Annotated in this window: 34 protein-coding genes; 9 read left to right on the forward strand and 25 right to left on the reverse strand. The window is 38.4% G+C overall.

The window, feature by feature from the left end:
* Positions 1-19: 19 nt before the first annotated feature.
* Positions 20-1,360 (forward strand): MATE family efflux transporter, encoded by a 1,341-nt coding sequence (locus AFK25_RS07550; RefSeq protein WP_035066382.1) that lies wholly within the window; start codon positions 20-22, stop codon positions 1,358-1,360.
* A gap of 28 nt (positions 1,361-1,388) precedes the next feature.
* Here the strand turns inward: AFK25_RS07550 and AFK25_RS14800 are convergent, their stop codons facing one another.
* The 4 genes from AFK25_RS14800 to AFK25_RS07560 form a co-directional block, all read right to left on the reverse strand.
* A complete protein-coding gene (locus AFK25_RS14800) occupies positions 1,389-1,502 on the reverse strand; it encodes a YjcZ family sporulation protein (protein ID WP_081957743.1) in 114 nt (37 codons plus the stop codon).
* A 25-nt stretch (positions 1,503-1,527) separates the two neighbouring features.
* The gene (locus tag AFK25_RS14805) at positions 1,528-1,632 is read right to left on the reverse strand and encodes a YjcZ family sporulation protein (RefSeq protein ID WP_009361270.1); all 105 of its coding nucleotides are present in this window, start codon (positions 1,630-1,632) and stop codon (positions 1,528-1,530) included.
* A 106-nt stretch (positions 1,633-1,738) separates the two neighbouring features.
* A complete protein-coding gene (gene rarD / locus AFK25_RS07555) occupies positions 1,739-2,638 on the reverse strand; it encodes an EamA family transporter RarD (RefSeq protein WP_035066380.1) in 900 nt (299 codons plus the stop codon).
* Between the two features lie 20 nt (positions 2,639-2,658).
* Positions 2,659-3,537 (reverse strand): cation diffusion facilitator family transporter, encoded by an 879-nt coding sequence (locus tag AFK25_RS07560; RefSeq protein ID WP_035066378.1) that lies wholly within the window; start codon positions 3,535-3,537, stop codon positions 2,659-2,661.
* Positions 3,538-3,764: 227 nt separating this feature from the next.
* On the opposite strand from AFK25_RS07560, the gene AFK25_RS07565 reads away from it, so the two are divergent.
* A complete protein-coding gene (locus AFK25_RS07565; RefSeq protein WP_035066376.1) occupies positions 3,765-5,075 on the forward strand; it encodes a Na+/H+ antiporter family protein in 1,311 nt (436 codons plus the stop codon).
* Positions 5,076-5,207: 132 nt separating this feature from the next.
* Positions 5,208-5,480, forward strand: a complete 273-nt coding sequence (locus AFK25_RS07570; protein WP_019417695.1) for a hypothetical protein — start codon at positions 5,208-5,210, stop codon at positions 5,478-5,480.
* Position 5,481: 1 nt separating this feature from the next.
* On the opposite strand, the gene AFK25_RS07575 is transcribed toward AFK25_RS07570, so the two are convergent.
* The 3 genes from AFK25_RS07575 to AFK25_RS07585 form a co-directional block, all read right to left on the reverse strand.
* On the reverse strand, positions 5,482-6,291 hold the full coding sequence (locus tag AFK25_RS07575) for a M15 family metallopeptidase (RefSeq protein WP_009361275.1): 810 nt from the start codon (positions 6,289-6,291) through the stop codon (positions 5,482-5,484).
* 61 nt (positions 6,292-6,352) lie between these two features.
* On the reverse strand, positions 6,353-7,057 hold the full coding sequence (gene deoD / locus AFK25_RS07580) for a purine-nucleoside phosphorylase (protein WP_009361276.1): 705 nt from the start codon (positions 7,055-7,057) through the stop codon (positions 6,353-6,355).
* 109 nt (positions 7,058-7,166) lie between these two features.
* Positions 7,167-7,532 carry a hypothetical protein gene (locus tag AFK25_RS07585; protein WP_009361277.1) on the reverse strand — a complete coding sequence of 122 codons (366 nt, stop codon included), beginning with the start codon at positions 7,530-7,532 and terminating at the stop codon, positions 7,167-7,169.
* 81 nt (positions 7,533-7,613) lie between these two features.
* Between AFK25_RS07585 and AFK25_RS15300 the strand changes: the two genes are divergently transcribed.
* Positions 7,614-7,739, forward strand: coding sequence for a hypothetical protein (locus AFK25_RS15300; protein ID WP_019417697.1), 126 nt, complete (start codon positions 7,614-7,616; stop codon positions 7,737-7,739).
* A 99-nt stretch (positions 7,740-7,838) separates the two neighbouring features.
* Here AFK25_RS15300 and AFK25_RS07590 read toward each other — a convergent pair whose 3' ends face one another.
* From AFK25_RS07590 to AFK25_RS07620, 8 genes are all read right to left on the reverse strand, one after another.
* Complete coding sequence (locus tag AFK25_RS07590; protein WP_156185733.1) at positions 7,839-8,162, reverse strand: YodL domain-containing protein; 324 nt, start codon at positions 8,160-8,162, stop codon at positions 7,839-7,841.
* Between the two features lie 132 nt (positions 8,163-8,294).
* Positions 8,295-9,065 carry a sporulation protein gene (locus AFK25_RS07595; protein ID WP_009361279.1) on the reverse strand — a complete coding sequence of 257 codons (771 nt, stop codon included), beginning with the start codon at positions 9,063-9,065 and terminating at the stop codon, positions 8,295-8,297.
* An 89-nt stretch (positions 9,066-9,154) separates the two neighbouring features.
* Positions 9,155-9,328 (reverse strand): YozD family protein, encoded by a 174-nt coding sequence (locus AFK25_RS14810; protein WP_009361280.1) that lies wholly within the window; start codon positions 9,326-9,328, stop codon positions 9,155-9,157.
* 235 nt (positions 9,329-9,563) lie between these two features.
* Positions 9,564-9,758 carry a hypothetical protein gene (locus tag AFK25_RS07600; RefSeq protein WP_009361282.1) on the reverse strand — a complete coding sequence of 65 codons (195 nt, stop codon included), beginning with the start codon at positions 9,756-9,758 and terminating at the stop codon, positions 9,564-9,566.
* Between the two features lie 83 nt (positions 9,759-9,841).
* Entirely contained in the window at positions 9,842-10,831 is a 990-nt protein-coding gene (gene bioB, locus AFK25_RS07605) for a biotin synthase BioB (RefSeq protein WP_009361283.1), read from the reverse strand.
* 108 nt (positions 10,832-10,939) lie between these two features.
* A complete protein-coding gene (locus tag AFK25_RS07610) occupies positions 10,940-12,376 on the reverse strand; it encodes an NAD(P)/FAD-dependent oxidoreductase (protein ID WP_009361284.1) in 1,437 nt (478 codons plus the stop codon).
* A gap of 146 nt (positions 12,377-12,522) precedes the next feature.
* A complete protein-coding gene (locus AFK25_RS07615) occupies positions 12,523-13,461 on the reverse strand; it encodes a magnesium transporter CorA family protein (protein ID WP_009361285.1) in 939 nt (312 codons plus the stop codon).
* 22 nt (positions 13,462-13,483) lie between these two features.
* Entirely contained in the window at positions 13,484-13,684 is a 201-nt protein-coding gene (locus tag AFK25_RS07620; protein WP_035066371.1) for a hypothetical protein, read from the reverse strand.
* 98 nt (positions 13,685-13,782) lie between these two features.
* Here AFK25_RS07620 and AFK25_RS07625 point away from each other — a divergent pair, with 98 nt between their 5' ends.
* Complete coding sequence (locus AFK25_RS07625; protein WP_026011680.1) at positions 13,783-14,070, forward strand: HesB/YadR/YfhF family protein; 288 nt, start codon at positions 13,783-13,785, stop codon at positions 14,068-14,070.
* Positions 14,071-14,088: 18 nt separating this feature from the next.
* Here AFK25_RS07625 and AFK25_RS07630 read toward each other — a convergent pair whose 3' ends face one another.
* From AFK25_RS07630 to AFK25_RS07670, 10 genes are all read right to left on the reverse strand, one after another.
* Entirely contained in the window at positions 14,089-14,508 is a 420-nt protein-coding gene (locus tag AFK25_RS07630; protein WP_019417703.1) for an acyl-CoA thioesterase, read from the reverse strand.
* A gap of 102 nt (positions 14,509-14,610) precedes the next feature.
* On the reverse strand, positions 14,611-14,835 hold the full coding sequence (tlp, locus tag AFK25_RS07635) for a small acid-soluble spore protein Tlp (protein ID WP_009361289.1): 225 nt from the start codon (positions 14,833-14,835) through the stop codon (positions 14,611-14,613).
* A 125-nt stretch (positions 14,836-14,960) separates the two neighbouring features.
* On the reverse strand, positions 14,961-15,104 hold the full coding sequence (locus AFK25_RS07640) for an acid-soluble spore protein N (RefSeq protein WP_003396082.1): 144 nt from the start codon (positions 15,102-15,104) through the stop codon (positions 14,961-14,963).
* 34 nt (positions 15,105-15,138) lie between these two features.
* Positions 15,139-15,270, reverse strand: coding sequence for an FbpB family small basic protein (locus AFK25_RS14815; RefSeq protein ID WP_009361290.1), 132 nt, complete (start codon positions 15,268-15,270; stop codon positions 15,139-15,141).
* Positions 15,271-15,350: 80 nt separating this feature from the next.
* Positions 15,351-15,866, reverse strand: a complete 516-nt coding sequence (locus tag AFK25_RS07650; protein WP_009361291.1) for a peroxiredoxin family protein — start codon at positions 15,864-15,866, stop codon at positions 15,351-15,353.
* A gap of 52 nt (positions 15,867-15,918) precedes the next feature.
* A complete protein-coding gene (locus tag AFK25_RS15115) occupies positions 15,919-16,059 on the reverse strand; it encodes a hypothetical protein (RefSeq protein WP_009361292.1) in 141 nt (46 codons plus the stop codon).
* Positions 16,060-16,120: 61 nt separating this feature from the next.
* On the reverse strand, positions 16,121-16,393 hold the full coding sequence (locus AFK25_RS07655; RefSeq protein WP_035066369.1) for a YpbS family protein: 273 nt from the start codon (positions 16,391-16,393) through the stop codon (positions 16,121-16,123).
* Entirely contained in the window at positions 16,386-20,015 is a 3,630-nt protein-coding gene (locus AFK25_RS07660; RefSeq protein WP_035066367.1) for a dynamin family protein, read from the reverse strand. Before AFK25_RS07660 ends, AFK25_RS07655 begins: the two co-directional genes overlap by 8 nt.
* A gap of 78 nt (positions 20,016-20,093) precedes the next feature.
* Positions 20,094-20,594 carry an isoprenylcysteine carboxyl methyltransferase family protein gene (locus AFK25_RS07665; protein ID WP_035066365.1) on the reverse strand — a complete coding sequence of 167 codons (501 nt, stop codon included), beginning with the start codon at positions 20,592-20,594 and terminating at the stop codon, positions 20,094-20,096.
* A complete protein-coding gene (locus AFK25_RS07670; RefSeq protein WP_035066363.1) occupies positions 20,591-21,658 on the reverse strand; it encodes a type III polyketide synthase in 1,068 nt (355 codons plus the stop codon). Before AFK25_RS07670 ends, AFK25_RS07665 begins: the two co-directional genes overlap by 4 nt.
* A 259-nt stretch (positions 21,659-21,917) precedes the next feature.
* On the opposite strand from AFK25_RS07670, the gene AFK25_RS07675 reads away from it, so the two are divergent.
* The 4 genes from AFK25_RS07675 (at position 21,918) to AFK25_RS07690 (ending at position 24,926) form a co-directional block, all read left to right on the forward strand.
* A complete protein-coding gene (locus AFK25_RS07675; RefSeq protein ID WP_026011682.1) occupies positions 21,918-22,373 on the forward strand; it encodes a chemotaxis protein CheX in 456 nt (151 codons plus the stop codon).
* A 262-nt stretch (positions 22,374-22,635) separates the two neighbouring features.
* Positions 22,636-22,785, forward strand: coding sequence for a cytochrome c oxidase subunit 2A (locus AFK25_RS07680; RefSeq protein WP_009361298.1), 150 nt, complete (start codon positions 22,636-22,638; stop codon positions 22,783-22,785).
* A 21-nt stretch (positions 22,786-22,806) separates the two neighbouring features.
* On the forward strand, positions 22,807-23,280 hold the full coding sequence (locus tag AFK25_RS07685; protein ID WP_006318623.1) for a cytochrome c oxidase subunit II: 474 nt from the start codon (positions 22,807-22,809) through the stop codon (positions 23,278-23,280).
* Positions 23,277-24,926, forward strand: coding sequence for a b(o/a)3-type cytochrome-c oxidase subunit 1 (locus AFK25_RS07690; RefSeq protein ID WP_019417709.1), 1,650 nt, complete (start codon positions 23,277-23,279; stop codon positions 24,924-24,926). Before AFK25_RS07685 ends, AFK25_RS07690 begins: the two co-directional genes overlap by 4 nt.
* The last annotated feature ends 10 nt before the right edge of the window (positions 24,927-24,936 follow it).

Below are 24,936 nucleotides of genomic sequence, written 5' to 3' on the forward strand. Positions count from 1 at the left end.
ATGTTATTTGGAGGAACAGATGAAAGAAACATATACGGTAAAAGAAAAAATAAAGCAGTTTTTACATATATTATTTCCTATTTTTCTTACACAAATCAGTTTATATATGATGAACTTTTTTGATGTGACGATGACAGGCAAATATAGCGCAGTTGATTTAGCTGGTGTAGCGATTGGCTCAAACATTTGGATCGCTACATTTACAGGAATCGGAGGTATATTAACCGGTCTAACCCCTATTGTTGCTCAAGCTTTCGGGGCGAAAGACCACGAGCGTATTTCTCGAACCGTTGAACAAGCAATATACTTAGCGATCGTCTTTGCTTTCTTTGTGTTTACGCTCATTTATTTTTTCGTTCCTATTTTATTGGAAAACATGCCGATCGAACATAATGTTCAAATCGTTGCTTATCAATATTTACAAGCATTATGTATTGGTATCGTCCCGATTTTTATTTATCATGTTCTTCGTTCATTTATCGATGCACTTGGTCGAACGAATGTAACAATGATGTTAACGCTATGCTCGTTGCCATTAAACATTTTATTGAATGATATATTTATTTTCGGACGATGGGGTATACCTGCATTCGGTGGAGTAGGAGCAGGATACGCTACAAGCATAACGTATTGGTGCTTATTGCTATGTGCATTTTTACTCGTTCGCTTTCGTAAACCTTTCGCAACATACAATATACTAAAAAAGCTTCATCCGATATCATTTTCTATTTGGAAACAATTATTTTTCATCGGTACACCGATTGGATTAGCTATCTTTTTCGAAACGAGCATTTTCTCGGCTGTTACCTTGTTGATGAGTCAATTTGGAACAGCCACGATTGCAGCTCATCAAGCAGCGCTCAACTTCGGTTCCCTTTTATATATGATTCCATTAAGCGTTTCCCTTACTTTAACCATTATTGTTGGTTTTGAAGTAGGAGCGAAGCGGTTCGAGCACGCGAAGCGTTACTGTATCATCGGTATTTCTTCTGCTGTGATGATGGCTATTGTTGCCTCTATCGTCCTATTGCTGTTTCGAGAAGCGATTGCTTCCCTATATACGAATGATGCACTTGTTTTACAATGGACGAAACGTTTTTTGTTGTACGTTTTATTTTTCCAATTTTCTGATGCCGTTGCAGCCCCTATTCAAGGGGCATTACGCGGATATAAAGACGTTCGCTTCCCATTTTTTATTGCACTCGTATCGTATTGGTTAATTGGTTTACCGGTTGGATACGTATTCACTCATTATACAACCGCTGGGCCGTTTGGGTATTGGCTCGGTCTTATTGCCGGTTTAGCTTCCGGCGCCATATTATTATTCATACGATTAATCCAAAAATGGAAACATGTATAAAAGCAAGAGGGAAATCCCCTCTTGCTCTTTAGCACCAAGCCGCACCGACGATAATTAACAAAATAAATAATACGACGATGAGCACAAATGTTTTTCCGTATCCTGGATAACCGGATCCGTATCCATAGCCATATCCGTACATCACGTATTTCCCCCTCTATTGTTGATTAATAACCCCAGCCACCAATATAAGCACTGCCAACAATAATTAGCAAAATAAACAATACAACAATTAACGCAAAGCCACTACCATGATGATGTCCTCCACTCATCTTTTGACACCTCCTTCTTGTACTAACAACCTATTCAACCGCTAAGTAAAACGTTATCGTTTTAAAAAAAAATGGGTGAAAAAAACGCCTGTTCACGAGACAGGCGCTACATGTTCAACGATTTTTCTTTTCGCTTCTCCCATGTACTAGAAAGTGAAAATAAAAGCAAAGCCGTCCAAATACAACTAAATGCATACATGTGTGCATTTGTAAACGGCTCGTGAAACAAAAACACACCGAGCAACAAACTTAATGTTGGAGAGATGTATTGTAAAAAACCTAAAAGAGTTAATGATATATGCTGTGCCCCTTTCGAAAAATATAAGAGAGGCAAGGCAGTCGCTGGTCCAGCACCAACAAGCAACAACATCGTCATCAATGAAAAAGAAGGTCCTGACCATTCGCTAAACGAATGAACAATCCATGCTAGTGCAAAAGGAGTAACAAGCATCGTCTCTACTGTTAAACCGATTGTTGCATCAACTTTAATCACTTTTTTCACAAGACTATACAACGCGAAGCTGCAAGCAAGCGACAGCGCGATCCATGGAAATTTACCGTATTCAATCGTCATGAGCACAACACCAAAAGCAGCTAAAATAAACGAGACAACTTGCCATTTGTACAGACGCTCTTTTAACACAATCACACCTAATAAAACATTTAATAGCGGATTCATATAATAGCCTAGACTTGCTTCAACCATATGATCGTGATTAACAGCCCATATGTAAATAAACCAATTCATACTAATAAGCACCGCAGCCGTAACGAAAGCGGCTGCTCGCTTTTTTTCTCTCCACAACCATTGACACGTATGCAAAAACGTAGACCAACTTTTTTGAATAAGCAACAACGCAATCATAAATAAAAAAGAAGTGACAATTCGATAAGATAAAATCTCTTCTGCCCCGATATGTTGAAGTAATTTCCAATATAAAGGTAATATTCCCCATAGTACGTAAGCAGATAGGGCGTAAATAACTCCAATTGTTCTATTTTCCATTTTATAACTCCTCTCTCATCTCAGTCCCCACGAAAAACATACTCTTGTTCATACGGCTCAATATGAACGTGGGCGTAGACAACTCCATACTTTTGTTCGAGCAACCGCTCAACTTGATCTGCAATGTCATGACTTGTTACAACATTCAAATACGGGGCAACAGAAATCGTAACATCTATGACAACTTCATTACCGTACATTCTTCCTTTAATATCTACTACTTGCTTCACACCGTCAATGCGCTCAATTTCCTGTTTATATTGCTTTAACATTTCGTCATCAAACCCATCCGTCAACGTATGGGATGCTTCTTTAAAAATATCCCATGCTGTTTTGCAAATCATAAATCCAATAACAAAAGCGGTAACAGGATCAAGCCAACGCATATGTAGCTGAGCACCAATGACCCCAACAACTGTTCCTACACTAACGAGCACATCGGATAAATGGTCTTTCGCAGCAGCGGCAAGTGCTTGACTATTTGTAGCTATCGCTAAGCGGTTGTTAAACATATATACAAAAAACATAAATACAGCTGAAGTACCTGCTGTCCATACCGCTATCCAATCTGGTTTGACATACTCCCCTTCCTTCAACGTTTGCACCGCGTTTATCAATACATCCACTCCAATCGACATCATAATAAACGCTGCGATTAAAGATGAAATATGTTCCGCGCGTGAATGACCGTATGGATGGTTGTCATCGCGTGGTTTTTTTGCAATAAGCAATCCAATTAAAATAGCGGTAGAGGCAAGAATATCTGTGAAGTTATTCCATCCATCAGCTTTTAATGCCTCTGAATTTGACATATATCCGACGTATAACTTTCCAAAAGATAAAACGATATAAGAGCCGATGCTCACCCACGCCCCAAATTCAGGTTTCATCTTTGTCATCTGTTCCACCAACTTCTTCGTCATTTTTTGCGTTATCATTGTACCAAGCGTATATCGTGTGGGTCTATAGCAACAAAATTGGTTCATTGAAGAACAGTAGGAAACATGCAATAACATTGCCTTAGACCAAATTTATTGTTGACGAACGATTCATACATATGATAGATTGTTTAGTGTTTCATCACTCTACCAATTTATCAAACTAAAGTATTTTGGAGGTCACAATTATGAACGCTGTTGTCATCTCAGTACTCGTCATGCTGATTCTTAGTTTATTGCGTATGAATGTCGTGTTTTCATTATTGATCGCGTCATTAGTAGGAGGACTCATTGGAAATCTCAGTCTTTCTAAAACCGTTGAGGTGTTTTCAGAAGGATTAGGAAACAGCGCGGAAGTCGCTTTAAGTTATGCGTTGTTAGGTGGATTTGCGATTGCCATTTCGAAAACTGGCTTACCAAACGCCATTGTTCATATGATTATAAAAATGGTCGGAAAACAAGGGGAGTCAAAAAGAAAGCAATATTCCAAAGCACTTGTTCTTCTCGTCATCTTATTCATGTCATGTTTTTCACAAAACTTAATTCCAATCCATATTGCGTTTATTCCTATTTTGATTCCGCCACTTTTGCACATCTTAAATGAGTTGCATGTGGATCGTCGGTTAGTCGCATCAATCATTACGTTCGGTTTAATTACTCCATATATGTGGTTACCGACTGGATTTGGGGCTATTTTTCATGACATTGTACAATCAAACATGGCTCAAGGCGGGTTGGTTGTTGCAAAATCAGATATTCCAAAAGCGATGTTTTTCCCTTCGCTTGGAATGATTGTTGGTTTACTGCTTGCTTTTTTTACGTATCGAAAACCGCGCACATATAAACAAATACAACTAGAAAGCGAAGAAACTCAATCGTTTCAAAAACGCGGAGTATGGTTTGCGATCGTCGCTGTCATTACTGCTTTAACCGTTCAACTTGTTCTTGACTCTATGATTTTTGGGGCGTTTGCAGGAATAGTTGTCATCTACTTAAGCGGATGTATTCGTTTAACAGAAGGCGATCGTTTATTGACAGAAGGCATGCGCATGATGGCGTTTATTGGGTTTGTCATGTTAAGTGCTTCAGGGTTTGCGAATGTATTAAAACAAACGGGACATATTGAGAAACTGGTTGAACAAGCAGCTTCCCTTATTGGCCATAACACAGCACTAGGCGCATTGCTTATGTTAATTGTCGGACTGCTTGTCACGATGGGAATTGGTTCTTCGTTTTCTACTGTTCCAATTATCGCAACCATTTTCGTTCCACTTTGCATAAAGCTTGGACTTAGCCCAATGGCAACCATTGCGATTATTGGCGCTGCTGGTGCGCTTGGTGATGCAGGATCACCTGCCTCAGACAGCACACTCGGTCCAACATCGGGTTTAAACGTGGATGGTCAGCATCATCACATTTGGGATACATGCGTTCCAACGTTTATTCATTACAACATTTCAGTCATTATTTTCGCATGGATCGCAGCCATGATTTTATAAAAAGGAGCTACTTTTCACTGTAGCTCCTTTTTTGTCGAAATTTCATCGCACATTCCGACATTTTTTTTAAAAAAGATATGTTAATGTATTGTAAAGTATATTTCAGTTTTGTAAACACGAAGGAGGATGGAAATGATGCTTTCGCAATTCATCGGTCAAACAGAGGCAGCGATCCTTCGCTTCTCCATCTCACTATTGACAGAAATCGAATTAAAAATTAAGAAAAAACAAATTATTTCACAACATCAAGCAATGAAGTATGCCAAACGTCAAATCGAATTATTTGTTAAACAGTTGCATTTGCGACAAGCGCTAACTGCTGTATACCAATCGGAATTATACATTTACGTATCTAAAAAGTTAGCGCATGTATTTGAACAATATTGCGTACTCAAGTGTGTATAAGTCATATTTTCTTTACGATTTGAAAATATTCTTCTAACGTAATTTGTTTCTCATAAATGACTTTGGCCACTTTTTTCCCAACATAGCGTAAATGCCAAGGTTCATATTGATATTCTGTAATATGTTCCTTTCCTTTTGGATAGCGAATAATGAAACCAAATTCATGGGCATGCTCAGCTACCCATTTCCCCTCTTTTGTGTCGCCAAATGCAGGCGTAATTGCATATTGAACACTCGGGCTTGTAATGTCCATTGCTAACCCTGTTTGATGTTCGCTTTTCCCCGGCATCGCAACGGCAACAACCGCTTTTTCTTTCCCTAATCGTTGAACTTCAGATGTAAATAATTGTTGTTGCCTCTCATATGAACGATAGCCTGACACAGCATATAATATCACTTGTTGTTTTTTCGCTGCTGTAAACATTTCTTCCAACGCCTTGGCAGCTTCTGCCCGCATGTGACGTTTTTCAACATCCGTTTCTTTAAACGTAAACGGAACATTTGGAATGACTAAGTCAGCCGGCTTGTAGTCAGCCGGTAACTGTTGTTCTTTATTTACTAAGGCAAGTACGTTATCTGGATTCATAATCACTTTTACCCCGTTTTGCACTTCAATTTGATTCCAAAAACGTTCTTCAAGTACAAGCTCCTCTTGTTCCTGTTGTTCGGAAGGGGGTGTCGGTGTCTCAGAAGATGGTGCCGGCTGCTCAACTTGGACAGGAGGCTTAGACGGTTTTTGTTCTTGCTCAAGTGATCCAAAGGATTGACAGCCACTCATTATGATCAAAAAACAACATAACCATTTTTTCATCTTTTTCTCCCTCACAATAGAAGAAAGCTCCGCGGGGAATGAGCCGCAGGAGCTTTTTCATTTATTGACGAATGGCTGTTTCAAGCGCCACTTCGATCATTTCGTTAAATGTCGTTTGGCGCTCTTCAGCTGTTGTTTCTTCCCCTGTTAAAATATGATCGCTTACCGTTAAGACGGACAAAGCTTTTCTGCCAAATTTAGCGGCTAACGTATAAAGCGCTGTTGTTTCCATCTCTACCGCCAGTACACCGTACCGTGCTAGCTTTTCAAATTGCGCATTTTCATTATAAAACATGTCAGCTGTAAATACACTACCAACTTTTAATTGCAATCCTTTTTCTTTTCCAATTTCATATGCTGTTTTCAACAAATCAAAGTTGGCCGTTGGAGCGTAATCAATTCCTCCGAACGTCATACGATTCATTTGGGAATCGGTTGACGATGCCATCGCTAAAATGACGTCACGAACGTTTACGTCTTTTTGAATAGCCCCACACGTTCCGACACGAATTAATGTTTGAACGTTATAGCTTTGCATCAGTTCTGTAATATAAATAGAGATAGATGGCACACCCATACCTGTTCCTTGAACGGAAATACGATGGCCTTTATATGTACCCGTGAACCCAAGCATACCGCGAACTTGATTATAACAAGTAGCTCCCTCTAAAAACGTTTCAGCAATGTACTTTGCGCGAAGCGGATCTCCAGGAAGTAAAATTTTATCCGCAATTTCATGTTCTTTTGCACCAATATGAACGCTCATATGTATCCTCCTTTAGCCTTTATCGCTGCATATATACTATATCACACTCCTATGTTTCGCTAAAGCATTGTTTTTCATGTATAAAAAAAAGAGGGAAATTCCCTCGTGTTTATGACGATATTTTTCGAAAATACTTCGGTTTTACATACAAAACTTTTTTATCTTCACTCACGATATATTTTTTCTTCGCTTGCTCATAATGTTCATATATTAAATAGCAAACAACGTAAATCGGCAACATTGCTTCTAAAGACGCTAAATATATAAGATAAAATGGATGTGCGTTCGTTTCAAACATTCCGCTAAACACATAGTAAGCGCTTGCAATAACGACGTTAGTGATACTAATATTTGCGAAATGAAGGAAGAAAATTTTCTTTCTCCGCCCAATTAATCGCTCTAATTCAAACTTAATAAACAAAGAACAAAAAATAGCAATAAGTCCGACAATCGAAGAAATCATAAATGCAAACATCGCTTTTCCCACCCCATATGTATATTTTTTATGTTCTTGTCGATGTTAATAGATGTAACTACATGTAAAGGAGGGTTACGATTGGGAAAAAAACATCGCAACCGTATCAATAGTCCGAAAAAAAACAATCATGTTCCAAAAGATACGTTAATTGCTGAAGCTGAAGCACACGATAAAGAGTATAGTGCCGAGAAACGAAAAAAATAATCCCCTTGTGCACAAGGGGAATTTTTTATCATACTCTAACCTTGTGCTAATTGTCTATATACAATATAGCACAATTTTGTGAACATTTAAAGACATTTTTTAACGCACATACATACGGTGAATACGTTCCCATCCATCCGAGCTTAAACGATAAAAAAATTGACCGTATATTCCTTCATCAATAAGCAATATATCACCTGTACTCACATATCGCGCACGATAATCTTTCGGTACTAAATCTGGAACATTAAACATTCGATAAACTTCAGCTAATACGTCATCGTGATCTTCTCCACTCACCGTCAGCCGATATACTTGACGATATCCTTTCGTTTGGCCAAATTGCGGAGTTTGAAATAACGTTACATCATAGCTTTGTGTTGATTTTAATATTTTCCCCATAAGCATGCGAATCACTAACATCCACCCCTCTTTTTTCTTTACGTATGTATTAGCGATTCGCTTTGTCGATTCCTTTTGCATTTTTTTACTATTTTTGTCGAATATATAAAATCATACAATTTGCATAAAAAAAGATTGGGAGTCCCCAATCCTTTAAGCATATCGTCGAATGAGTGCAGCAAGATCTGTTTGTAACGTTTGAATATGTTGCTCATGAATAGTAACACGAACAAAAGTTTCATCTAAATCAAGCGCTTCTGCAAACAAACCAGCTAACCCACGCGCTCGTCGGTCCACTTGAATAAGTAATTCACATTCTTGTGGTGTATGTGGAAAAAAAATCATTTCTACTTCATCAAGTTTCCCACGAAATTCACCACTCGTTGGAACAAACTCAAATTCTTGAACAAAAGGGAGGTTTTTTCGAACATAATAAGCCGCTTCTTTGCATTCTGCTTCTTTTAATCGGAATCCTAAGTTTTCCATCACTCGAAATACTTCGTTCATCATCCGATTAGGTTGAACACGAATGTAATCTTCATCTGTCGGATCGACAGCATTTTTAATATCAAGTCCTGTGTGTAACCACACTCTTGTTTTTCCTACTGTAATTGGTGTGTCAAGCGGAAGGGAAAAAGAAAACGGAAATTCTTTCTTTTCTCCAGCACGAATGACGAATGATTGGGCAATTTTCCACTTTTCAATAATGGCTTGCTTCGTTACTTTGCGATCATCTACTTCTTTTGTATATGTAGCACAAAGAGACAAGTATATATCATCAATCTCTTGATCTACATTTCCTCCTGTAACTTCTACAACTCCTGTAATCCGTTCACCAAGTGATAGTTGTGATTCATGCAACTTCGTATCCACCTTAGCAGAACCAATTCCAATACTTGCTAATACTTTATTAAATAGACCCATAAAACAGCCTCCTTTATTTTTCATTCTATACGTTATACGAACGAAATGAAAAAATGTTTCAAATAAAAAACGACGGAACAACCGTCGCTTTATTCATCAATCATCTCTTCATCAATAATACATTTTTCAATCAAGTAATCAAACATAATATCTGCCATTTCTTCAATTTCACGCTCTGTTGGGACAAAGCCTCGCCGAACAAGTTCATTGTAAAAGAACTCCGCAATTTCTTCCGTATCAATGACTACTTCAATTTCTTTCACAATATCGCCCCCTTTGTATTATGTTATGAAAAAGTTATTCATTTATGTCATCCGTTTTTTTATGTATATTTGCCACTATGTACACATACGTTGAAAGTAAAAAGAAACGGAGGACAAGCTTATGGACGAACAAATTGATCAATGGATGGAAACGATCACGAATGGACTCTTTTGTGGCGTGCTCTTTTTTTGCATTCCTTATTTTATATACGTGTTATGGCAATGTATATAAATTTCATTCGCGTCGTTTCCGTCTCGTAAACTTTTTCAACTGCTCGACGATTTGCTCCATCATTTGTTCATACTGTTCATCGCCAAACTGTTCGTACAACCATTTATAGTCATTATAAATATCTAATAAACCGTCAATAATCTCTTTTTCTTCTTGTTTTCGACGCAACCGCTCATTTTCAAATTTTCTTGATATCACATGAACTTCACTCCAACGTTGAACATCGTAATTAGTAATAGTATATGTACATATAAAAAAGCCGACACAAAACGTCGGCTTTTTTATATCGCATAAGATGCTGGTGCAAAGTCAATATCAAATCCGAGATCTTCAAGCATTTGAAAATCAGCGTGTTTTTCTTGTCCGGCTGTCGTTAAATAATCTCCAACAAAGATGGAGTTGGCAGCATATAAACCGAGTGGTTGCAAGCTACGCAAGTTTACCTCTCGCCCCCCAGAAATGCGAATTTCTTTCGTTGGATGAATATAACGAAACAGCGCGAGCACTTTCAAACAATAGCGAGGATTTAATTCTTTTGTCCCTGCTAACGGCGTTCCATCAATTGCGTGAAGAAAATTGACAGGGATCGAGTCCGCATCTAGTGCTTTTAAGCTTCTCGCCATCGCAATGACATCTTGTTTTGTTTCTTTCATACCGATAATAACGCCAGAACATGGAGACATCCCTGCTTCTTTGACCGTTTCTACCGTTCGTATCCGATCATCGTATGTATGGGAAGTCGTAATGTGCGGATGATGCTCTTTCGATGTGTTAATGTTATGGTTGTATCGATCCACACCTGCTTCTTTTAATCGCAACGCTTGCTCTGGTTTTAATATCCCTAAACAAGCACATACTTTTAAACCGTATGTTTCTTTAATTTCTTTCACCGCAGATACAACAACATCTATTTCTTTATCACTCGGACCTCTTCCGCTTGCGACAATACAATATGTTCCTATTTTCGCTTCATACGCTCGTTTTGCCCCTTGTAAAATCGTATCTTTGTTTACCATTTTATATGTCGGAATCGAGGCAGTAGATATGGAAGATTGTGAACAATATCCACAATTTTCGGAGCACAATCCTGACTTTGCATTCATAATCATATTTAATTTCACTTTATTTCCGTAATACGTTTGACGAATACGATAAGCGCCTTGTAGTAATAACAATAGTTCATCATCTGGACAATTTAATATCGAGAGCGCTTCATCATCTGTAATTTCCTCCCCTGTTAATACACGATCCGCGAGCAATAACCAATCCATCGTTCTCCCCCTTTACTTCTAATTACCAATAATCGTATTCGATCAAAAGATATATGTCAACATTATTTTTATATAAGTTAACAAAAGAAAGCTAGCGAGAACGTCTCGCTAGCTATACGTTTCTACAATATGTCGAGCAATCCATACCCCACATGCCCCAGCCTGTGCCAGTCCGCGCGTAATTCCAGCACCATCTCCTCCGACATATAACCCTGAAATTTCTGTTTCAAAACGTTCGGTTAATTTCGGACGCGCGGAATAAAACTTTGCTTCTACCCCATAAAAGAGCGTATGTTCTGAAGCAATACCTGGAGTAACTTTGTTCAACGCTTCTGTCATTTCGATTAAACTTTTCATCGTGTTATATGGAAGAACGAGACCTAAATCCCCTGGAACAGCTTCTTTTAACGTTGGTTCAATAAATCCTTCTTTCATTCGTTTTTCGGTTGAACGTCTTCCCTTCAAAATATCCCCATATTTTTGCACAATAATCCCACCGTTAGATAACGCATTCGCTAAACGAGAAATTTGCTGTGCATATTCGTTCGGCTGATCAAATGGCTCAGAAAATTTATGAGATACAAGAAGAGCAAAGTTTGTATTATTACTTCCTAGCTTCGGATCTTTATATGCATGACCGTTCGCGAGCATAATACCAGAATGATTCTCGACAACAACATGCCCAGACGGATTACTACAAAACGTTCGAACTTGTGTTCCAACGGATGTGTTAAAAATAAACTTCCCTTCATACAAATGTGTATTAATTTCTTCCATTACTACGTTAGACGTTTCGACACGAACACCAATATCAACTTGATTATTGATCATTTTCAACCCGCGACGTTTCAATATGTTCGATAACCAAGCTGATCCATCACGCCCAGGAGCAATGACGACACGATTGGCATATAGCATATCTCCGTTTTTTAGTTGAACTCCTTTGACATGATTCGTGCCATCGACTGTTTCGGTTAAAATGTCGCTCACTTCGGTTTTAAACATCATATCAATATGCGTTCGTAAATATTCATATATACTCTTTAAAATTTGTAAGTTTTGTTCTGTACCAAGATGGCGAACTTGCGCGCGCAGAAGTTTCAACCCAGCCGCATAAGCGCGTCTTTCTATTTCCTTCACTTCATCTGTCAGCGGATCAGTCAGAGACTGAGTAGCGCCATGTTTTAAATTAATTTCGTCAACATATCGGATAAGTTGTAACACTGTCGAGGCAGGTAAGTAATCCGTCATCCATCCGCCAAATTCGCTCGTAATGTTAAACTTCCCGTCTGAATAAGCCCCAGCTCCTCCAAATCCATTTGTAATGGAACAAGCAGGTAGACATCCAGCATAATCTTTTTTTCCAACTGGCGGTGGGCATTTTTCGATTTTCTTTTGCAAAATGGGACAGTTTCGCTTATAAATATCGTGTCCTTTATCAATGAGCAGCACGCGTGCACCCGGTAATTTTAACGTTAATTCATAACAAGTAAAAATCCCTGTTGGACCAGCTCCAACAACGATCACATCATAACGATTGTTCATTATTCATCCCTCACCTTTCATTTTCCGAATGTTAATATACTAAATAGGACATAAACAGTCAATAAAAAACGATCTTTTTTTTTAAAAAAACAATAAATGTTCGTGTTTGTTTTGTACAAAAAAAAAGAACGGCATGTACCGTCCTTTTAAAAATAACGTTTCTTCCAAAAAACAAACGCAGTCACACTTGAAAGAACGAAAGAGATTCCTAAAGCAACTAAATACGCATATGGCTTGTCTTGATACGGAATCGGAACGTTCATTCCGTAAAAACTTGTCACCATCGTTGGAAAAGAAATAACAATCGTAATAGCAGCTAAAAATTTCATTACAATATTTAAATTGTTCGAAATGACAGAAGCGAATGCATCCATCATTCCGCTTAAAATGCTACTATACACCTCTGTCATTTCAATCGCTTGTTTATTTTCAATAATGACATCTTCTAACAACTCTTGATCATCTTCATACATCCGTAAATAATTCAAGCGAAGCAGCCGTTCCATCACAATATTGTTCGCTTTTAATGATGTTGTAAAATAAACGAGGCTCTTTTCTAAACTAAGCAACGAAAACAATTCTTTATTTTGCATCGATTGATGTAGCTGCTTTTCAATTTCACTCGTTTTGCGATTAATTTGTTTTAAATATCTTAAATAATACGTCGAAATCATATATAACATTTGTAAGGCAAAACGTGTTTTCATATACGTATAAAAGTTTTTTACCTTACTTTTCGTAAACTCTTCAAAAATCGGATTTTCTTGGAGGCATACAGTAATAAAGCATGTATTTGTAATAATCATTCCAATTGGAATGGTTTCATATGTTGGAATGTTCCCTTCATCGTACGTAATAATTGGGATATCGACGATAATTAATACATGATTATCTTCTTTTTCAATACGTGAACGCTCTTCATCATCGAGCGCATCTTTAATAGAATCAATCGGAATGTTCAGATGTTCTGAAATGTAGCGAATTTCACTTTCCGTTGGGGAGACGAGATTAACCCAACAGCCATTTTTCAACTCGTGAATTTCTTCTAATTTTCCTTGCTCATTAGATAAATAAATGTTCATCATGGCGTAACCCCCCTTATCTTCTCTACAAAAGGGAAGCACCGCTTTTTTGTCGTTGGAGCGTCTGTTTCGTTCGTGAGCAGTACGTCCCAGCGAAAAAAAACGAAACGACTTCCCCTATTATTGCTGGTTCTGGTTCATTTGTACTCGCCCTGCTCATAACGGAAACGTCACTCCTTTCGCTTTCACGTTCATTACGCATTAATGATACATGTTTTGCCACCATTTGTATAGTTCCTTTTTCATTTTTTCTCACAATGAGTGCGCAAAATAGAAAAATATTTCTCGTTATTTTATAATCATTTGTGAAGGATGGTGAATACAATGAACATATACATGTGTGACGAAGCATTTGCATGGTACAAAGAGGAACTGCAACTACAGCCTGGAGACTACGTTCGTTTTTTTGCTCGATACGGTGGATGTAGCACCGTACAAAAAGGTTTTTCTTTAGGAGTGAATAAAGAAAGCCCGATCGACGCTGCAGTAAAATTAGAAAAAGAAGGAATTATCTTTTTTATTGAACAAAACGATACGTGGTATTTTGATGACCATGATTTGCATATTGAGTTTGACGAAGAACGAAACGAGCCAATATTTACATATAGATAAAAGCGGGATGGCCCGCTTTTATCTTTTTTTTGCCCGTTCATACGCTTCATGCCAATCAGGAAAATATTTTCTGATTAAAACAGGTTGAAACGTTTCTTTCGACACGCAAACATGTTTTGAAGTTGCTGTTGCTGCGATTTCATTTGTTGGCGTTAACACTTCATACCCATAAACAACCCGAATGCCGTCATATGACTCTACCCACGTTTTAATAGTGGCTGTCTCTCCATAGCGTAAAGGCTTTTTATAAGAAATTTGCAAATCAATAACCGGAGACACAATTCCCCTTTTCTCCATATCAGCATATTGAAAACCAAGTTGTTGAATAAAATGGGCTCGTCCGATTTCTAACCAAACTAAATAATTGGCATGGTAAACAACCCCCATTTGATCTGTTTCTGCGTAACGCACTTCAATTTCTTTTTGTGAAATCATCATTCGTTCTCACTCTCCGAAATAACAATAATTTATTTTTTTATTGTACCATACATAAGAACATGTAAACAGAGCATACAAAAAGCCGCACGTATGCGGCTTTTATCATTCATATCCTCTTTCACGAGCTCTTGCTTCATCTTTGATTTCTGCTCGCATCGCCTCAATTGCTTCTTCACGGCGATGATTTTTTTCCCTAATTTTTTCACGCTCCTCTGGACTAGCGAACGCCATCGTCTCTTCTGCTCTTTCAATATTCTCAAGCGTATTTTGTACCATGTCCTGTAATTTTTCTACATTGTCACGACGATCATCATAATTTGGCTTCATTTTATCATCCTCCTTGTAAAAGTAAAATGTACACTTTTATCGTGCACGTTTTTCTTCATGTTATACAAACTTTATTGTTTATCATAATATAATTATGTAAACTATATAAGGGCGAATATTCGCCCTTATTCACCCTTCGTTTGAATGACTTGTGGATGTTGACCAGATTGATCTTGCATTTGCTTTCCTTTATTGCCACCTGCTGCTCTTGGCTTCGTACCGATATGTTGTGGTACAAATGGTTGTTGATTACTTTTTGGATTGCCCATTTTTCATCCCCCTCTCCCTTATAGTATGGCTATATTACTCTGCTTTATGAAGCCAACGTGTTTCCATTTTCTCTTCCAATTTTTCTAATGCCCTCGCATCGTTTAATAGTTGTCGTTTATTTTCCATCACGAGTTCTGCAAATGTCCGTTTTCTTATTTTCCTCATTACGTATTCACCTACTTTTTGTTTTTTTCTATCTTTTCCAAACATAATGACAAATATACAAAAAATAGCCGATTCCTCGGCTATTTCCCCCATTTCTCTACATATTGCACCATTTGTTCATACGACATCGGACCGATTTGCTTTTCACGAATAATGCCTTGTCGATCGATAATAAACGACGTCGGAATCGGTTGAATATCATATTGCTTCATGACATGTCCATCAACATCTAGCACAACCGGAAACGTTAAACGATAATCTTTTACAAACTGATTCACTTTTTCTTTCGAATCTCTCACCATCACATTGACGGCTACAATTTCTATTTGTTTTTCATAACGCTCATAAAACGTTTGCATATCCGGCATTTCTGCGCGACAAGGTGGACACCACGTTGCCCAAAAGTTCACAATAACTGCCTTTCCACGCAATTGCGAAAGTTGAATGACTTTTCCATCAATCGTTTGCAAAGAAAAGTCCGGTGCCTTCATTCCAATATGAATACCGGTTGCGATCGTTTGTCTTTCCGTTATATGTTCCCAAAGCATGTATGCAAAAAAACTAAATAAAATAATAATAGCGAGCCACTTTTTCATCGACATACCGCCCTTCGATTTTTCATCTTAAAAAAAGGCGCATATGCGCGCCTTATCGAATATTTTTATGCTCGTTGCTCATTTTTTTTACTTCAACTTCAGCATATGAAGCAAACTCATTATTGAAGTCGTTTTTTTGTTTTGCGTTATTGTTTCGTTGCGCATTGGCATTTCCTAATTTTGTTCGTCCCATCGCTTTCCCCTCCTTTTTATACATGATGCACAAATAGTATGCGCGAATGGGACGTTTTACACTACGACGATTTGTTATTTAATTTTTGGACATATTCCTTTACCATGTCAACCGTCACATATTTTCGCTGTGGTACAATTCCATTTTTAGCTAATTCATTTATTTGTTTTGTTATTTCGTTAATGTTGTGTACAGAAAACGATTCGCCGCGTTGACATAAAGAGACGGCTTCCTCAATATACGCTTCTCGTTTCGCGTCTAGCTCGATAAACGCCCGAACGAGTGCATGTTGCTTTTGTGAATGTGCTGTAATCGCTTGGTGAACTTCATTCATCATCCATTCCTCCGATCATATCGTAAATATGTTGTAATTCGTCTATTGGTGCTTTAGCCGTTAATGCGGCAAATAAACCTGTAAAATGCTCATTTAGTTGTTCACGCATATGACAATGAAGTTGCTCAATAATCACATTCCACTGTTTTGTATAATGCGCGAGCAACCGTTGTTTTTGTTCAGCTACATACGCCGCAATTGGCTCATGTAATTGTTTTTCTAGCTCTTCTTTCATGAGCCGTTTTTCATCTTTTTCAAAAAATGATTTTGCATTTTTGTACAACGAAAGCGCCTTTTTAAACACGTTACGATCGATTTGCTCAAAAGCGATCGGGAATTGTAACGTCGGAAAACTTGAAAGATCGACTTTTGTTACAATAAGATCATGCACTTGTTTCCACTGGTTTTCTAACGCCATAAAATGAAGATCGTAACGTTTATTTATAAACGCTTCTATTCGCAAGCTAGTTGCACGCATTTCTTGCGCCAAATCAAATCCGATAGAGTATAAAAATTCATCTAAACATAATTGTAACGCCTTTTTTATATTTGTTTGTCGGTCATGCAAAACAGATGGATTAAACGACTCTTTAAACCAGTCTGACAGACGGAAAGAAATGCGCTGTTGAATATAATAAACTAACTCGTTCAGCTCTTGTTCGATTGCATGAACATCATAGTCTGTTTCATATTGTTCAATCATCTGTTCAAGCTGTTGTCGCTCTTGCTGCAAGATGTGCAACTTTTTACGTTTTATATCATCGCTTTGCTTCGCTTCTGCAATATATTCTGCTAACCGTTTTCGCGCTTGCTTCATTTGCAAACGAGCAGAGGCAACGGCTAGTGAGCCGATCTCATGATGGATAAACGGATAAAATGTTTGCTCGAACGTGCTCATTCCTGAATTCGATAACACATGATGATCGAATGTTTCCCCGTTTTTTTCTGCAAGTGCCCATTTACTCGATAATGGAAAAAGACGTGGATGGCGAATACCAAATTGCAAAAGCTGCTCTTTTACATAACGAACGACCGACTGCAATTCCTCTTCTGTATGAGCTAGGTCAGCTGCATTAATGATGAAAAACATTTTATCTAAACTAAATGTATCTTTCACACGACCAAGCTGAATTAAAAATTCACGATCCGCTTTGGAAAACGCATGGTTATAATATGTGACAAAGAAAATCGCATCAGCATTTTTAATGTAATTAAATGCTACTCCTGTATGACGAGCATTTACAGAATCGGCTCCTGGTGTATCGACAAGAATAATATTTTCACGAGTGAGCGGACAATCATAATACAATTCAATCCATTCAACAAAACACGATTTCGTTTCATTTGCTACATATTCGTGAAATTGCTGAAATGAGATGACAAGCAATCGCCCTAGATTTTCTTTCATTTGTTCATAACCGCGCACGACAGCTTGTAAAAATGCCCAATGTACACGCTCTTTTGCATCAATAGCTTCATTACGAATAGCTTTTTTGCTTTCTTCGATCGCCTCTTGTAACGAATGAACTTGCACGCCGAAAAAGCGCAAAGAGTGTTGCAAATCGTTTAAAAGCTGTTGCTCCGTTTTTACTTGTACAACTACGGTTCCATGTGGATGCTCGTCTGTCGGCGGAACAATTTTATTTATTGTCGCCGTCGTTGGATGAGGTGAAACAGGTAAGACGTGTTCACCTATTAACGCGTTTGCAAATGAAGATTTTCCTGCACTAAACGCCCCGAATAGAGCAATTGTAAACGTCCGTTGTTGAAGTTGTTGAATTTTTTCGCCCATTTCTTTCGCTAGCTGTTTCATCCCTTCAATCGGAGCAATCATTTGGCTAATGGCCCGTAGTTTTTCGATCGTTTGCTCAACCGTCTCATTTGCCATTTGCACCGTTTGAATTGGACGTTCTTCTTGCACCGCTTCCTTTTCCTGTGGAACTTCTTCTTTCTTTTGATTGCTTATTCGCATCGTAAACGTCTCGTGAATAAATGGATAAATCGCATCATCGCTTAACGGTGTTGCATGGTCAACGACTTTTTGCAATTGTTCACGCGTATGTTTACGATGATAAACAAGTTGCTTCAATTGCTCCCAACGCGCTCGCTCCTTTATCAGCTCATCTAGTTGTTGCTCATATATATTTAACCGTTGTTGCGCCTTCCCTTTTTCAATTATTTGCTCCGCGAGTTGAAGAGCCGCATCGCGATATAACCGTTTTATTTCATTCGCTATATCGTTTGTATACGTTAATACATAATCCCCTGTAACAAGCGGCTGATTTGGCTTTCGTTCAACAATCCATTGTTCTGAAAACGGAACAGTTAATTGTTGAATACGATGTAATAACTCGTGGTCATGAACGTCATATTGTTGATAAAAACGTTTCAGTAGGTCACGAACATGCCATTCTAACTGACTTTCGATTTTTTTTCGCAAATCTTCATAAAAAGCACGCAGTCGTTTCCGTCGTTCTTCCTCTGTTTTTTGCTTTGTAAACAAAAAACCAACTTTAAAATCAGGTTGACATGCTTCTAAGTAGGCACGAGCATGCTCTCTCGTTTCATAAGGCATCATATAGGCGTTATGCAACGTCGCTTCTAACTGCTGTTCAACATGCTGCTTTGCACTCAACCACGTTTTCTTTATATGATCAATCGCTTGCTCCGTTTCTTCCATTTTCTCAAGAAGCATTCTTTCATCCTCAAACGAAAGCGATTGACGAATATGTTGCTCTTCTTCCTCTTGTTGAGCGATAAGCATATGCATATGATTATCAATCATTTGCTCGACAGCAATACGTATACTTTGCTCAAGCCGCTCCTCCTTTTCACAAAAAAGCAACTGCAACAACTGTTTTAATTCATCGAACTCATTATGTACATGCTCTTTTTGTTTCAGCGAAGTATAAAACATGCGTTCAAATGTGACTCCCCATTGCTGAAATGCCTCTTCAACAGAACGAGTAAACTGCGAAAACGGAAGCTCTTCTTCACGATGTTTATCAATTTGATTTACAACTAAGTATAACGTTTTTCCGTACTGTGACAACCGTTTTGTAAACTCAAAGTTCAATTCTGCTTGAACATGATTATAATCCATTACATAAAATATAACATCGGCTAAATGAAGGGCAGACTCTGTTGCCAAACGATGGGCATCATCTGTCGAATCAATTCCTGGTGTATCCATAAGTACAATTCCACTTGGAATTGTGTCTGTTTCATCGCTAATTTCAATCATATCAATTGTATCGCCATCTAGACAAAACGTTTTTACTTCTTCGTAATCGTAAGGAGCTGCGTATTCGATCGCTTGACCAGACTTATAATATACGCGTGCATACGGTTTCCCTGCTTTTACTTTCACAAGATTTGCACTTGTTGGAATAGGGCTAGACGGCAACAGTGAATCACCGATCAATTCATTAATTAAGCTAGACTTTCCGGCAGAAAAATGACCACAAAAAGCGATTGTAAATTCTTGATGATACACTTTTTTAATTAATTGTTTCGTTTTATTTGCCTGCGCCATGTCACCTATCTTCATAAATTCATCATGAAGTGCAATCAGTCGATATATCCATTGTTGCAATGATTTTGTTTTTGTCATTTGCATCATTTCCCATACCCCTTTTAAAAAATCTACCTTCATTTTACTGTAGTTCACAAAAAAAATACATAAAAAATCCCCTGCTTATTAGGGGGATTTTAATAAACGTAGCGCCTGCTCCTCTACACGAATACGAACAGATAAAAGGCATGCGTTACATATTGTAAATATGACAGCTGTCCAATATGCTTGAAACATAAGCGGAATAACAAGGAATTCTAGAATAACAACGAGGTAATTCGGATGACGAAACCATCGATACGGACCTCTCTGTACCCGTTCTGCTTTTGGCAATACAATAATTTTTGTGTTCCAATACCTTCCAAGCGAAGCGATAATCCAAAGGCGGAATAACTGTAATACGACAAATATGTTCAACAAAACAGACCACAATCGTGACGGACGTTTACGAATCCCTTCTAGCAAGAGCGAAACAAAAAATAAACAATGCATACATACGATATACTTATAGTGATTTTGTCCGAATTCCTTTGCCCCCCGCTCCTTCATCCATCGTTCATTTCTTTTTGCCCAATACAATTCAACGAATCGTTGAACAATTAAAAAGAAAAATATGCTCCATTTCATACCCTATCTCCCCATTTTAACAACAAAAGTTCACAACTAAATCCCGGTCCCATCGCCATCATTAAACCGTATCCCTGTGGAGTCATCGACTGCTTTAAAAAACGTTGTAAAACAGCGAGCACAGTAACAGACGACATATTTCCGTACTGTCGTAAAACCGTGATCGCATGAGCGAGCTTGTCTTCATCGATGTGTAAACCATCTTGATACGCATCAAGCACTTTTTTACCACCTGGGTGCAAAACAAAATGTTCAATTTCGGAAAGTTTGATTCCACTTCTTCCTAAAAATAATTCTACGATTTCGCCAATTGATTGACGAATCATCGTCGGAATATGTCGAGAAAACACAACATAAAAACCTTGATCTTTTATATCCCACCCCATGACATCTTCCGTGTTACACATAAATATCGATTGCATATCAATCACCTGAGGAACGACATTTTGTTGCAGTACATCATCCCCTACTACACACGCGCAACCTACTCCATCAGCAAATAATGATGTGCCAATAAGATTACTTTTTGATACATCATCCATTTGAAACGTTAGACTGCAAAGTTCCACAGCAAGAACAAGCACTTTCGCTTTCGGATATGCTCGACAGTAATCTACCGCCCGAGCGATGCCAGCTGCTCCACCCGCACATCCGAGCCCCCATATTGGAATGCGTTTCATGTGTACAGAAAAAGGAAGTTCATTCATTATTCTTGCCTCAATGCTCGGTGTAGCAATTCCGGTCGTTGAAATAAAAAACATCGCTTCAATGTCTTCAAAACCAATGTTTCCACGACGTAAACAGCGTTCGATCGCCTCTTTTCCATATCGAACCGCATGTTCAATATACAGCTTATTTTTCTCAGCAAACGAATGAGTTTGCATATACCAATCTAATGGTTGTACAAACGATCTTGACTGAATATGATCATGTTCAAAAATAGATAATAACCGATCAATATGTTCATAACGGTGTTGAAACATACGTTTTATGGCAACCATCACCTCGTTTTGTGAAACGCGGTAAGGAAGTTTAGCTAATTCAACTGCAACAATACTCGGCATCTATGTTCCTCCTTTCGGTAAAGATAATATTTTTCCAATAAAGAAATTTTATACATAATAAATAGAAAAGCTTTCCTCTCAGCAATAGGAGGAAAGCTTTCGACGTTTTGAAAGGAGGTATGTTGTTGTGCACTTTCATTATAACGCAATTTGTTGTTTCGTCACTATGTTTTTTATATATTCGTGTTTGGATGTGTCGAAAAATGATGTCATCAAAGTGAAAAATTTGTTATGATGAAGAAAAAAGGGGGTCTTTTTTATGGCTTTAGGTGAGAAAATTACAACGATTTTAAATGGAACGATCGAATCGATTCGGTCTGTTATCCCACTACCAATGACAATTGATAAGCCTTCATTGTTTGTCCAACCTTTTACACAAACATCTATTAGTGTATTGATCGGGATGACTGGAGACTTACGTGGGCGTCTAATCATTGAAGGACATGAAACGATGTTTGGAAAAATCGGAGAAACGATGTTCGGTATGCCGTTAGAAGGTGAAATGCTTGAATCATTTACTGGTGAACTTGGGAATATGATCGCAGGAAACTTGGCCACAGTCGTATCACAAAAAGGCATTACCATTGATATTACTCCTCCGACTGTTCTTGTTGGTCAAACAAAAATTTACGGTTTTGACAAAGCTTTTCGCGTACCGATCCACTTCGAAAGCAATGGGGAATTACAACTTATTTTAACAATTGATAATGAATAAATGAGAAGCTTGCGCTTGTAAGCTTCTTTTTTTATGCCATAGCCATCTTTTTCTAAATATTTCACACTTTTTTCACAACCTCACAAAATGCGTGTGACAAAAGTCACAGATACCCCTTATTTTTACGGTTATGATGATGGTAAAGTAACGAATGAACAATTTGTGAAACATCTGAAGAAAGCGTTTCATTTCACAAATTGTTTTGTATGATGTAAGTGTATACATTTCTATTTAAGGTTTATTTAGGAAAGGAGGGGTGGGAATGAAAACTCAATTAAACACAAACACACCGAAAACAAAAGTGGAGAAAGAACCCGCATTAAAAGGAACACTTGCTTCTGTTTTGTTTTTAGGGTTTTTCCTCATTTTCACGTGGGTAAGCGTATATTTCTTGTTTTTAAATCGCTTATAGAGAGAAAGGAGACGAGACGTTATGCACATGCATAAGTATGAAAAAATTTGGCTGTTTTTCGGCATCGGTTCGTTATTCGTATTTTTAGCCGTCTTAGGAGTCGGTGCATTTGCGCAAGGAACGCAACCACCAAGCTGTTTAACAACGATCGATCCGGAAAAAGTCGATCAAACACCACCATTTGATAAACCAGGCCTTGTTAAAACGGGAGATAATGAATATCAATTGAACATCGTTGCTTCTGCATTTGCGTATACACCAAACCAAGTCGAAATTCCAAAAGGAGCAAAAGTAACGATCAATGTCGCAACGAAAGACGTGATCCACGGGTTTGAAATGGCTGGAACGAACGTAAACATGATGGTTGAACCTGGATACGTCAGTAGCTACACACAAACATTTGATAAAGTTGGCGAGTACGTCATTTTATGTAATGAATATTGCGGTGCCGGTCACCACTTAATGACGGCGAAAGTGAAGGTGGTTGAACAATGATGAACGGAACATGGAAAGTTGATGCACGTGATGGCAAATTAGCCATGGCCCATATTTATGTCGCTTTCGTTGCACTTGCGTTAGGAGGACTTGCTGGTCTATTACAAGTGCTTGTGCGCTCTGGAAAATTTGAATTGCCGGCAGGCATTAGCTATTATACGATTTTAACAACGCATGGCGTATTGCTTGGACTCGTTTTAACTACATTTTTCATTATCGGTTTCCAATTTGCTGCTGTAAGTCGTACTGCCGGAACGCTTTCTGACCGCGTGCGGTTTTGGGGTTGGATCGGTTTTTGGCTCATGACAATCGGTACAGCGATTACTGCCTTTTACATTTTAATCGGTGAAGCTTCTGTTTTATATACATTTTATGCCCCACTACAAGCACATGCAGGTTTTTATATCGGTTTAACGCTTGTTGTGGTCGGTAGCTGGATTAGCGGTTTTGCTATGTTCGCTCATTATGCAAAATGGAAAAAAGCTCATCCGGGTCAAGTCAGTCCGTTGCTTACATTTATGTCTGTTGTCAACATGGTATTATGGCTCGTTTGTTCGCTCGGTGTAGCAGCGACTGTATTATTCCAGCTTATTCCTTGGTCATTAGGTTATGTCGATCGGATTAACGTGCTCGTAAGCCGAACATTGTTCTGGTATTTCGGTCACCCGCTCGTATATTTCTGGTTATTACCGGCATATATGATTTGGTATGCAATTATTCCAAAAATTATTGGTGGAAAAATGTTTTCAGACTCCCTTGCTCGTATGTCATTCATCTTATTCTTAATTTTCTCGATTCCTGTCGGTTTCCACCATCAACTTGTGGAACCTGGAATTGATCCAGCTTGGAAATACTTACAAGTTGTCTTAACGTTTATGGTCGTTATTCCATCATTAATGACTGCGTTCTCAATGTTCGCAACGTTTGAAATGTACGGTCGCTCAAAAGGAGCAACAGGATTATTCGGATGGTTACGAAAACTTCCTTGGGGTGATGCACGTTTCTTTGCGCCATTTGTCGGTATGTTGTTCTTTATCCCTGCTGGTGCTGGTGGTCTTGTCAACGCATCACACCAATTAAACCAAGTCGTCCATAATACGATTTGGGTAACTGGTCACTTCCACTTAACATTAGCGACAACAGTCGTATTGACATTCTTTGGGGGAGCTTATTGGCTTATCCCACACTTAACAGGACGCGTCATGACAAAAGCAATGAATCGTCTAGCAATTATCCAAACAATCGTTTGGTCCATCGGTATGATTTTCATGTCTAGTGCGATGCATTTTGCAGGGTTACTTGGTGCCCCACGCCGTTCAGCATTTTCAACATACGGCGATGCACCACAAGCATTAGAATGGATTCCTTATCAAATCGCTCAAGCGGTTGGTGGAACGATTTTATTCATCGGTATTATTCTCGTGCTCATTATCGTAACAAACTTAGCATTTTTCGCTCCAAAAGGTGAAACAGAGTTCCCTGTTGCAGAAGTAGCTGAGCAGGCTGAACGTACACCACTTGTGTTCGAAAACTGGAAATTGTGGATCGGTATTGCGGTTGTACTCATTTTAATCGCATATACAGTTCCATTTATCGATATGATCCAAAATGCACCTCCTGGATCAAAAGGGTTTAAACTTTGGTAAAAAAACCGGG

It is taken from the genome of Anoxybacillus gonensis, from assembly GCF_001187595.1.
Taxonomy (GTDB): domain Bacteria; phylum Bacillota; class Bacilli; order Bacillales; family Anoxybacillaceae; genus Anoxybacillus; species Anoxybacillus gonensis.

Bases quoted from the DNA above. Each gene is read 5' to 3' on its own strand.
- AFK25_RS07550 (WP_035066382.1), top strand. From the start codon at position 20: ATGAAAGAAACATATACGGTAAAAGAAAAAATAAAGCAGTTTTTACAT.
- AFK25_RS14800 (WP_081957743.1), bottom strand. From the start codon at position 1,502: ATGTACGGATATGGCTATGGATACGGATCCGGTTATCCAGGATACGGA.
- AFK25_RS14805 (WP_009361270.1), bottom strand. From the start codon at position 1,632: ATGAGTGGAGGACATCATCATGGTAGTGGCTTTGCGTTAATTGTTGTA.
- rarD (WP_035066380.1), bottom strand. From the start codon at position 2,638: ATGGAAAATAGAACAATTGGAGTTATTTACGCCCTATCTGCTTACGTA.
- AFK25_RS07560 (WP_035066378.1), bottom strand. From the start codon at position 3,537: ATGACAAAGATGAAACCTGAATTTGGGGCGTGGGTGAGCATCGGCTCT.
- AFK25_RS07565 (WP_035066376.1), top strand. From the start codon at position 3,765: ATGAACGCTGTTGTCATCTCAGTACTCGTCATGCTGATTCTTAGTTTA.
- AFK25_RS07570 (WP_019417695.1), top strand. From the start codon at position 5,208: ATGATGCTTTCGCAATTCATCGGTCAAACAGAGGCAGCGATCCTTCGC.
- AFK25_RS07575 (WP_009361275.1), bottom strand. From the start codon at position 6,291: ATGAAAAAATGGTTATGTTGTTTTTTGATCATAATGAGTGGCTGTCAA.
- deoD (WP_009361276.1), bottom strand. From the start codon at position 7,057: ATGAGCGTTCATATTGGTGCAAAAGAACATGAAATTGCGGATAAAATT.
- AFK25_RS07585 (WP_009361277.1), bottom strand. From the start codon at position 7,532: ATGTTTGCATTTATGATTTCTTCGATTGTCGGACTTATTGCTATTTTT.
- AFK25_RS07590 (WP_156185733.1), bottom strand. From the start codon at position 8,162: ATGTTAGTGATTCGCATGCTTATGGGGAAAATATTAAAATCAACACAA.
- AFK25_RS07595 (WP_009361279.1), bottom strand. From the start codon at position 9,065: ATGGGTCTATTTAATAAAGTATTAGCAAGTATTGGAATTGGTTCTGCT.
- bioB (WP_009361283.1), bottom strand. From the start codon at position 10,831: ATGGATTGGTTATTGCTCGCGGATCGTGTATTAACAGGGGAGGAAATT.
- AFK25_RS07610 (WP_009361284.1), bottom strand. From the start codon at position 12,376: ATGAACAATCGTTATGATGTGATCGTTGTTGGAGCTGGTCCAACAGGG.
- AFK25_RS07615 (WP_009361285.1), bottom strand. From the start codon at position 13,461: ATGATGAACATTTATTTATCTAATGAGCAAGGAAAATTAGAAGAAATT.
- AFK25_RS07620 (WP_035066371.1), bottom strand. From the start codon at position 13,684: ATGGTGGCAAAACATGTATCATTAATGCGTAATGAACGTGAAAGCGAA.
- AFK25_RS07625 (WP_026011680.1), top strand. From the start codon at position 13,783: ATGAACATATACATGTGTGACGAAGCATTTGCATGGTACAAAGAGGAA.
- AFK25_RS07630 (WP_019417703.1), bottom strand. From the start codon at position 14,508: ATGATGATTTCACAAAAAGAAATTGAAGTGCGTTACGCAGAAACAGAT.
- tlp (WP_009361289.1), bottom strand. From the start codon at position 14,835: ATGAAGCCAAATTATGATGATCGTCGTGACAATGTAGAAAAATTACAG.
- AFK25_RS07640 (WP_003396082.1), bottom strand. From the start codon at position 15,104: ATGGGCAATCCAAAAAGTAATCAACAACCATTTGTACCACAACATATC.
- AFK25_RS14815 (WP_009361290.1), bottom strand. From the start codon at position 15,270: ATGAGGAAAATAAGAAAACGGACATTTGCAGAACTCGTGATGGAAAAT.
- AFK25_RS07650 (WP_009361291.1), bottom strand. From the start codon at position 15,866: ATGAAAAAGTGGCTCGCTATTATTATTTTATTTAGTTTTTTTGCATAC.
- AFK25_RS15115 (WP_009361292.1), bottom strand. From the start codon at position 16,059: ATGGGACGAACAAAATTAGGAAATGCCAATGCGCAACGAAACAATAAC.
- AFK25_RS07655 (WP_035066369.1), bottom strand. From the start codon at position 16,393: ATGAATGAAGTTCACCAAGCGATTACAGCACATTCACAAAAGCAACAT.
- AFK25_RS07660 (WP_035066367.1), bottom strand. From the start codon at position 20,015: ATGATGCAAATGACAAAAACAAAATCATTGCAACAATGGATATATCGA.
- AFK25_RS07665 (WP_035066365.1), bottom strand. From the start codon at position 20,594: ATGAAATGGAGCATATTTTTCTTTTTAATTGTTCAACGATTCGTTGAA.
- AFK25_RS07670 (WP_035066363.1), bottom strand. From the start codon at position 21,658: ATGCCGAGTATTGTTGCAGTTGAATTAGCTAAACTTCCTTACCGCGTT.
- AFK25_RS07675 (WP_026011682.1), top strand. From the start codon at position 21,918: ATGGCTTTAGGTGAGAAAATTACAACGATTTTAAATGGAACGATCGAA.
- AFK25_RS07680 (WP_009361298.1), top strand. From the start codon at position 22,636: ATGAAAACTCAATTAAACACAAACACACCGAAAACAAAAGTGGAGAAA.
- AFK25_RS07685 (WP_006318623.1), top strand. From the start codon at position 22,807: ATGCACATGCATAAGTATGAAAAAATTTGGCTGTTTTTCGGCATCGGT.
- AFK25_RS07690 (WP_019417709.1), top strand. From the start codon at position 23,277: ATGATGAACGGAACATGGAAAGTTGATGCACGTGATGGCAAATTAGCC.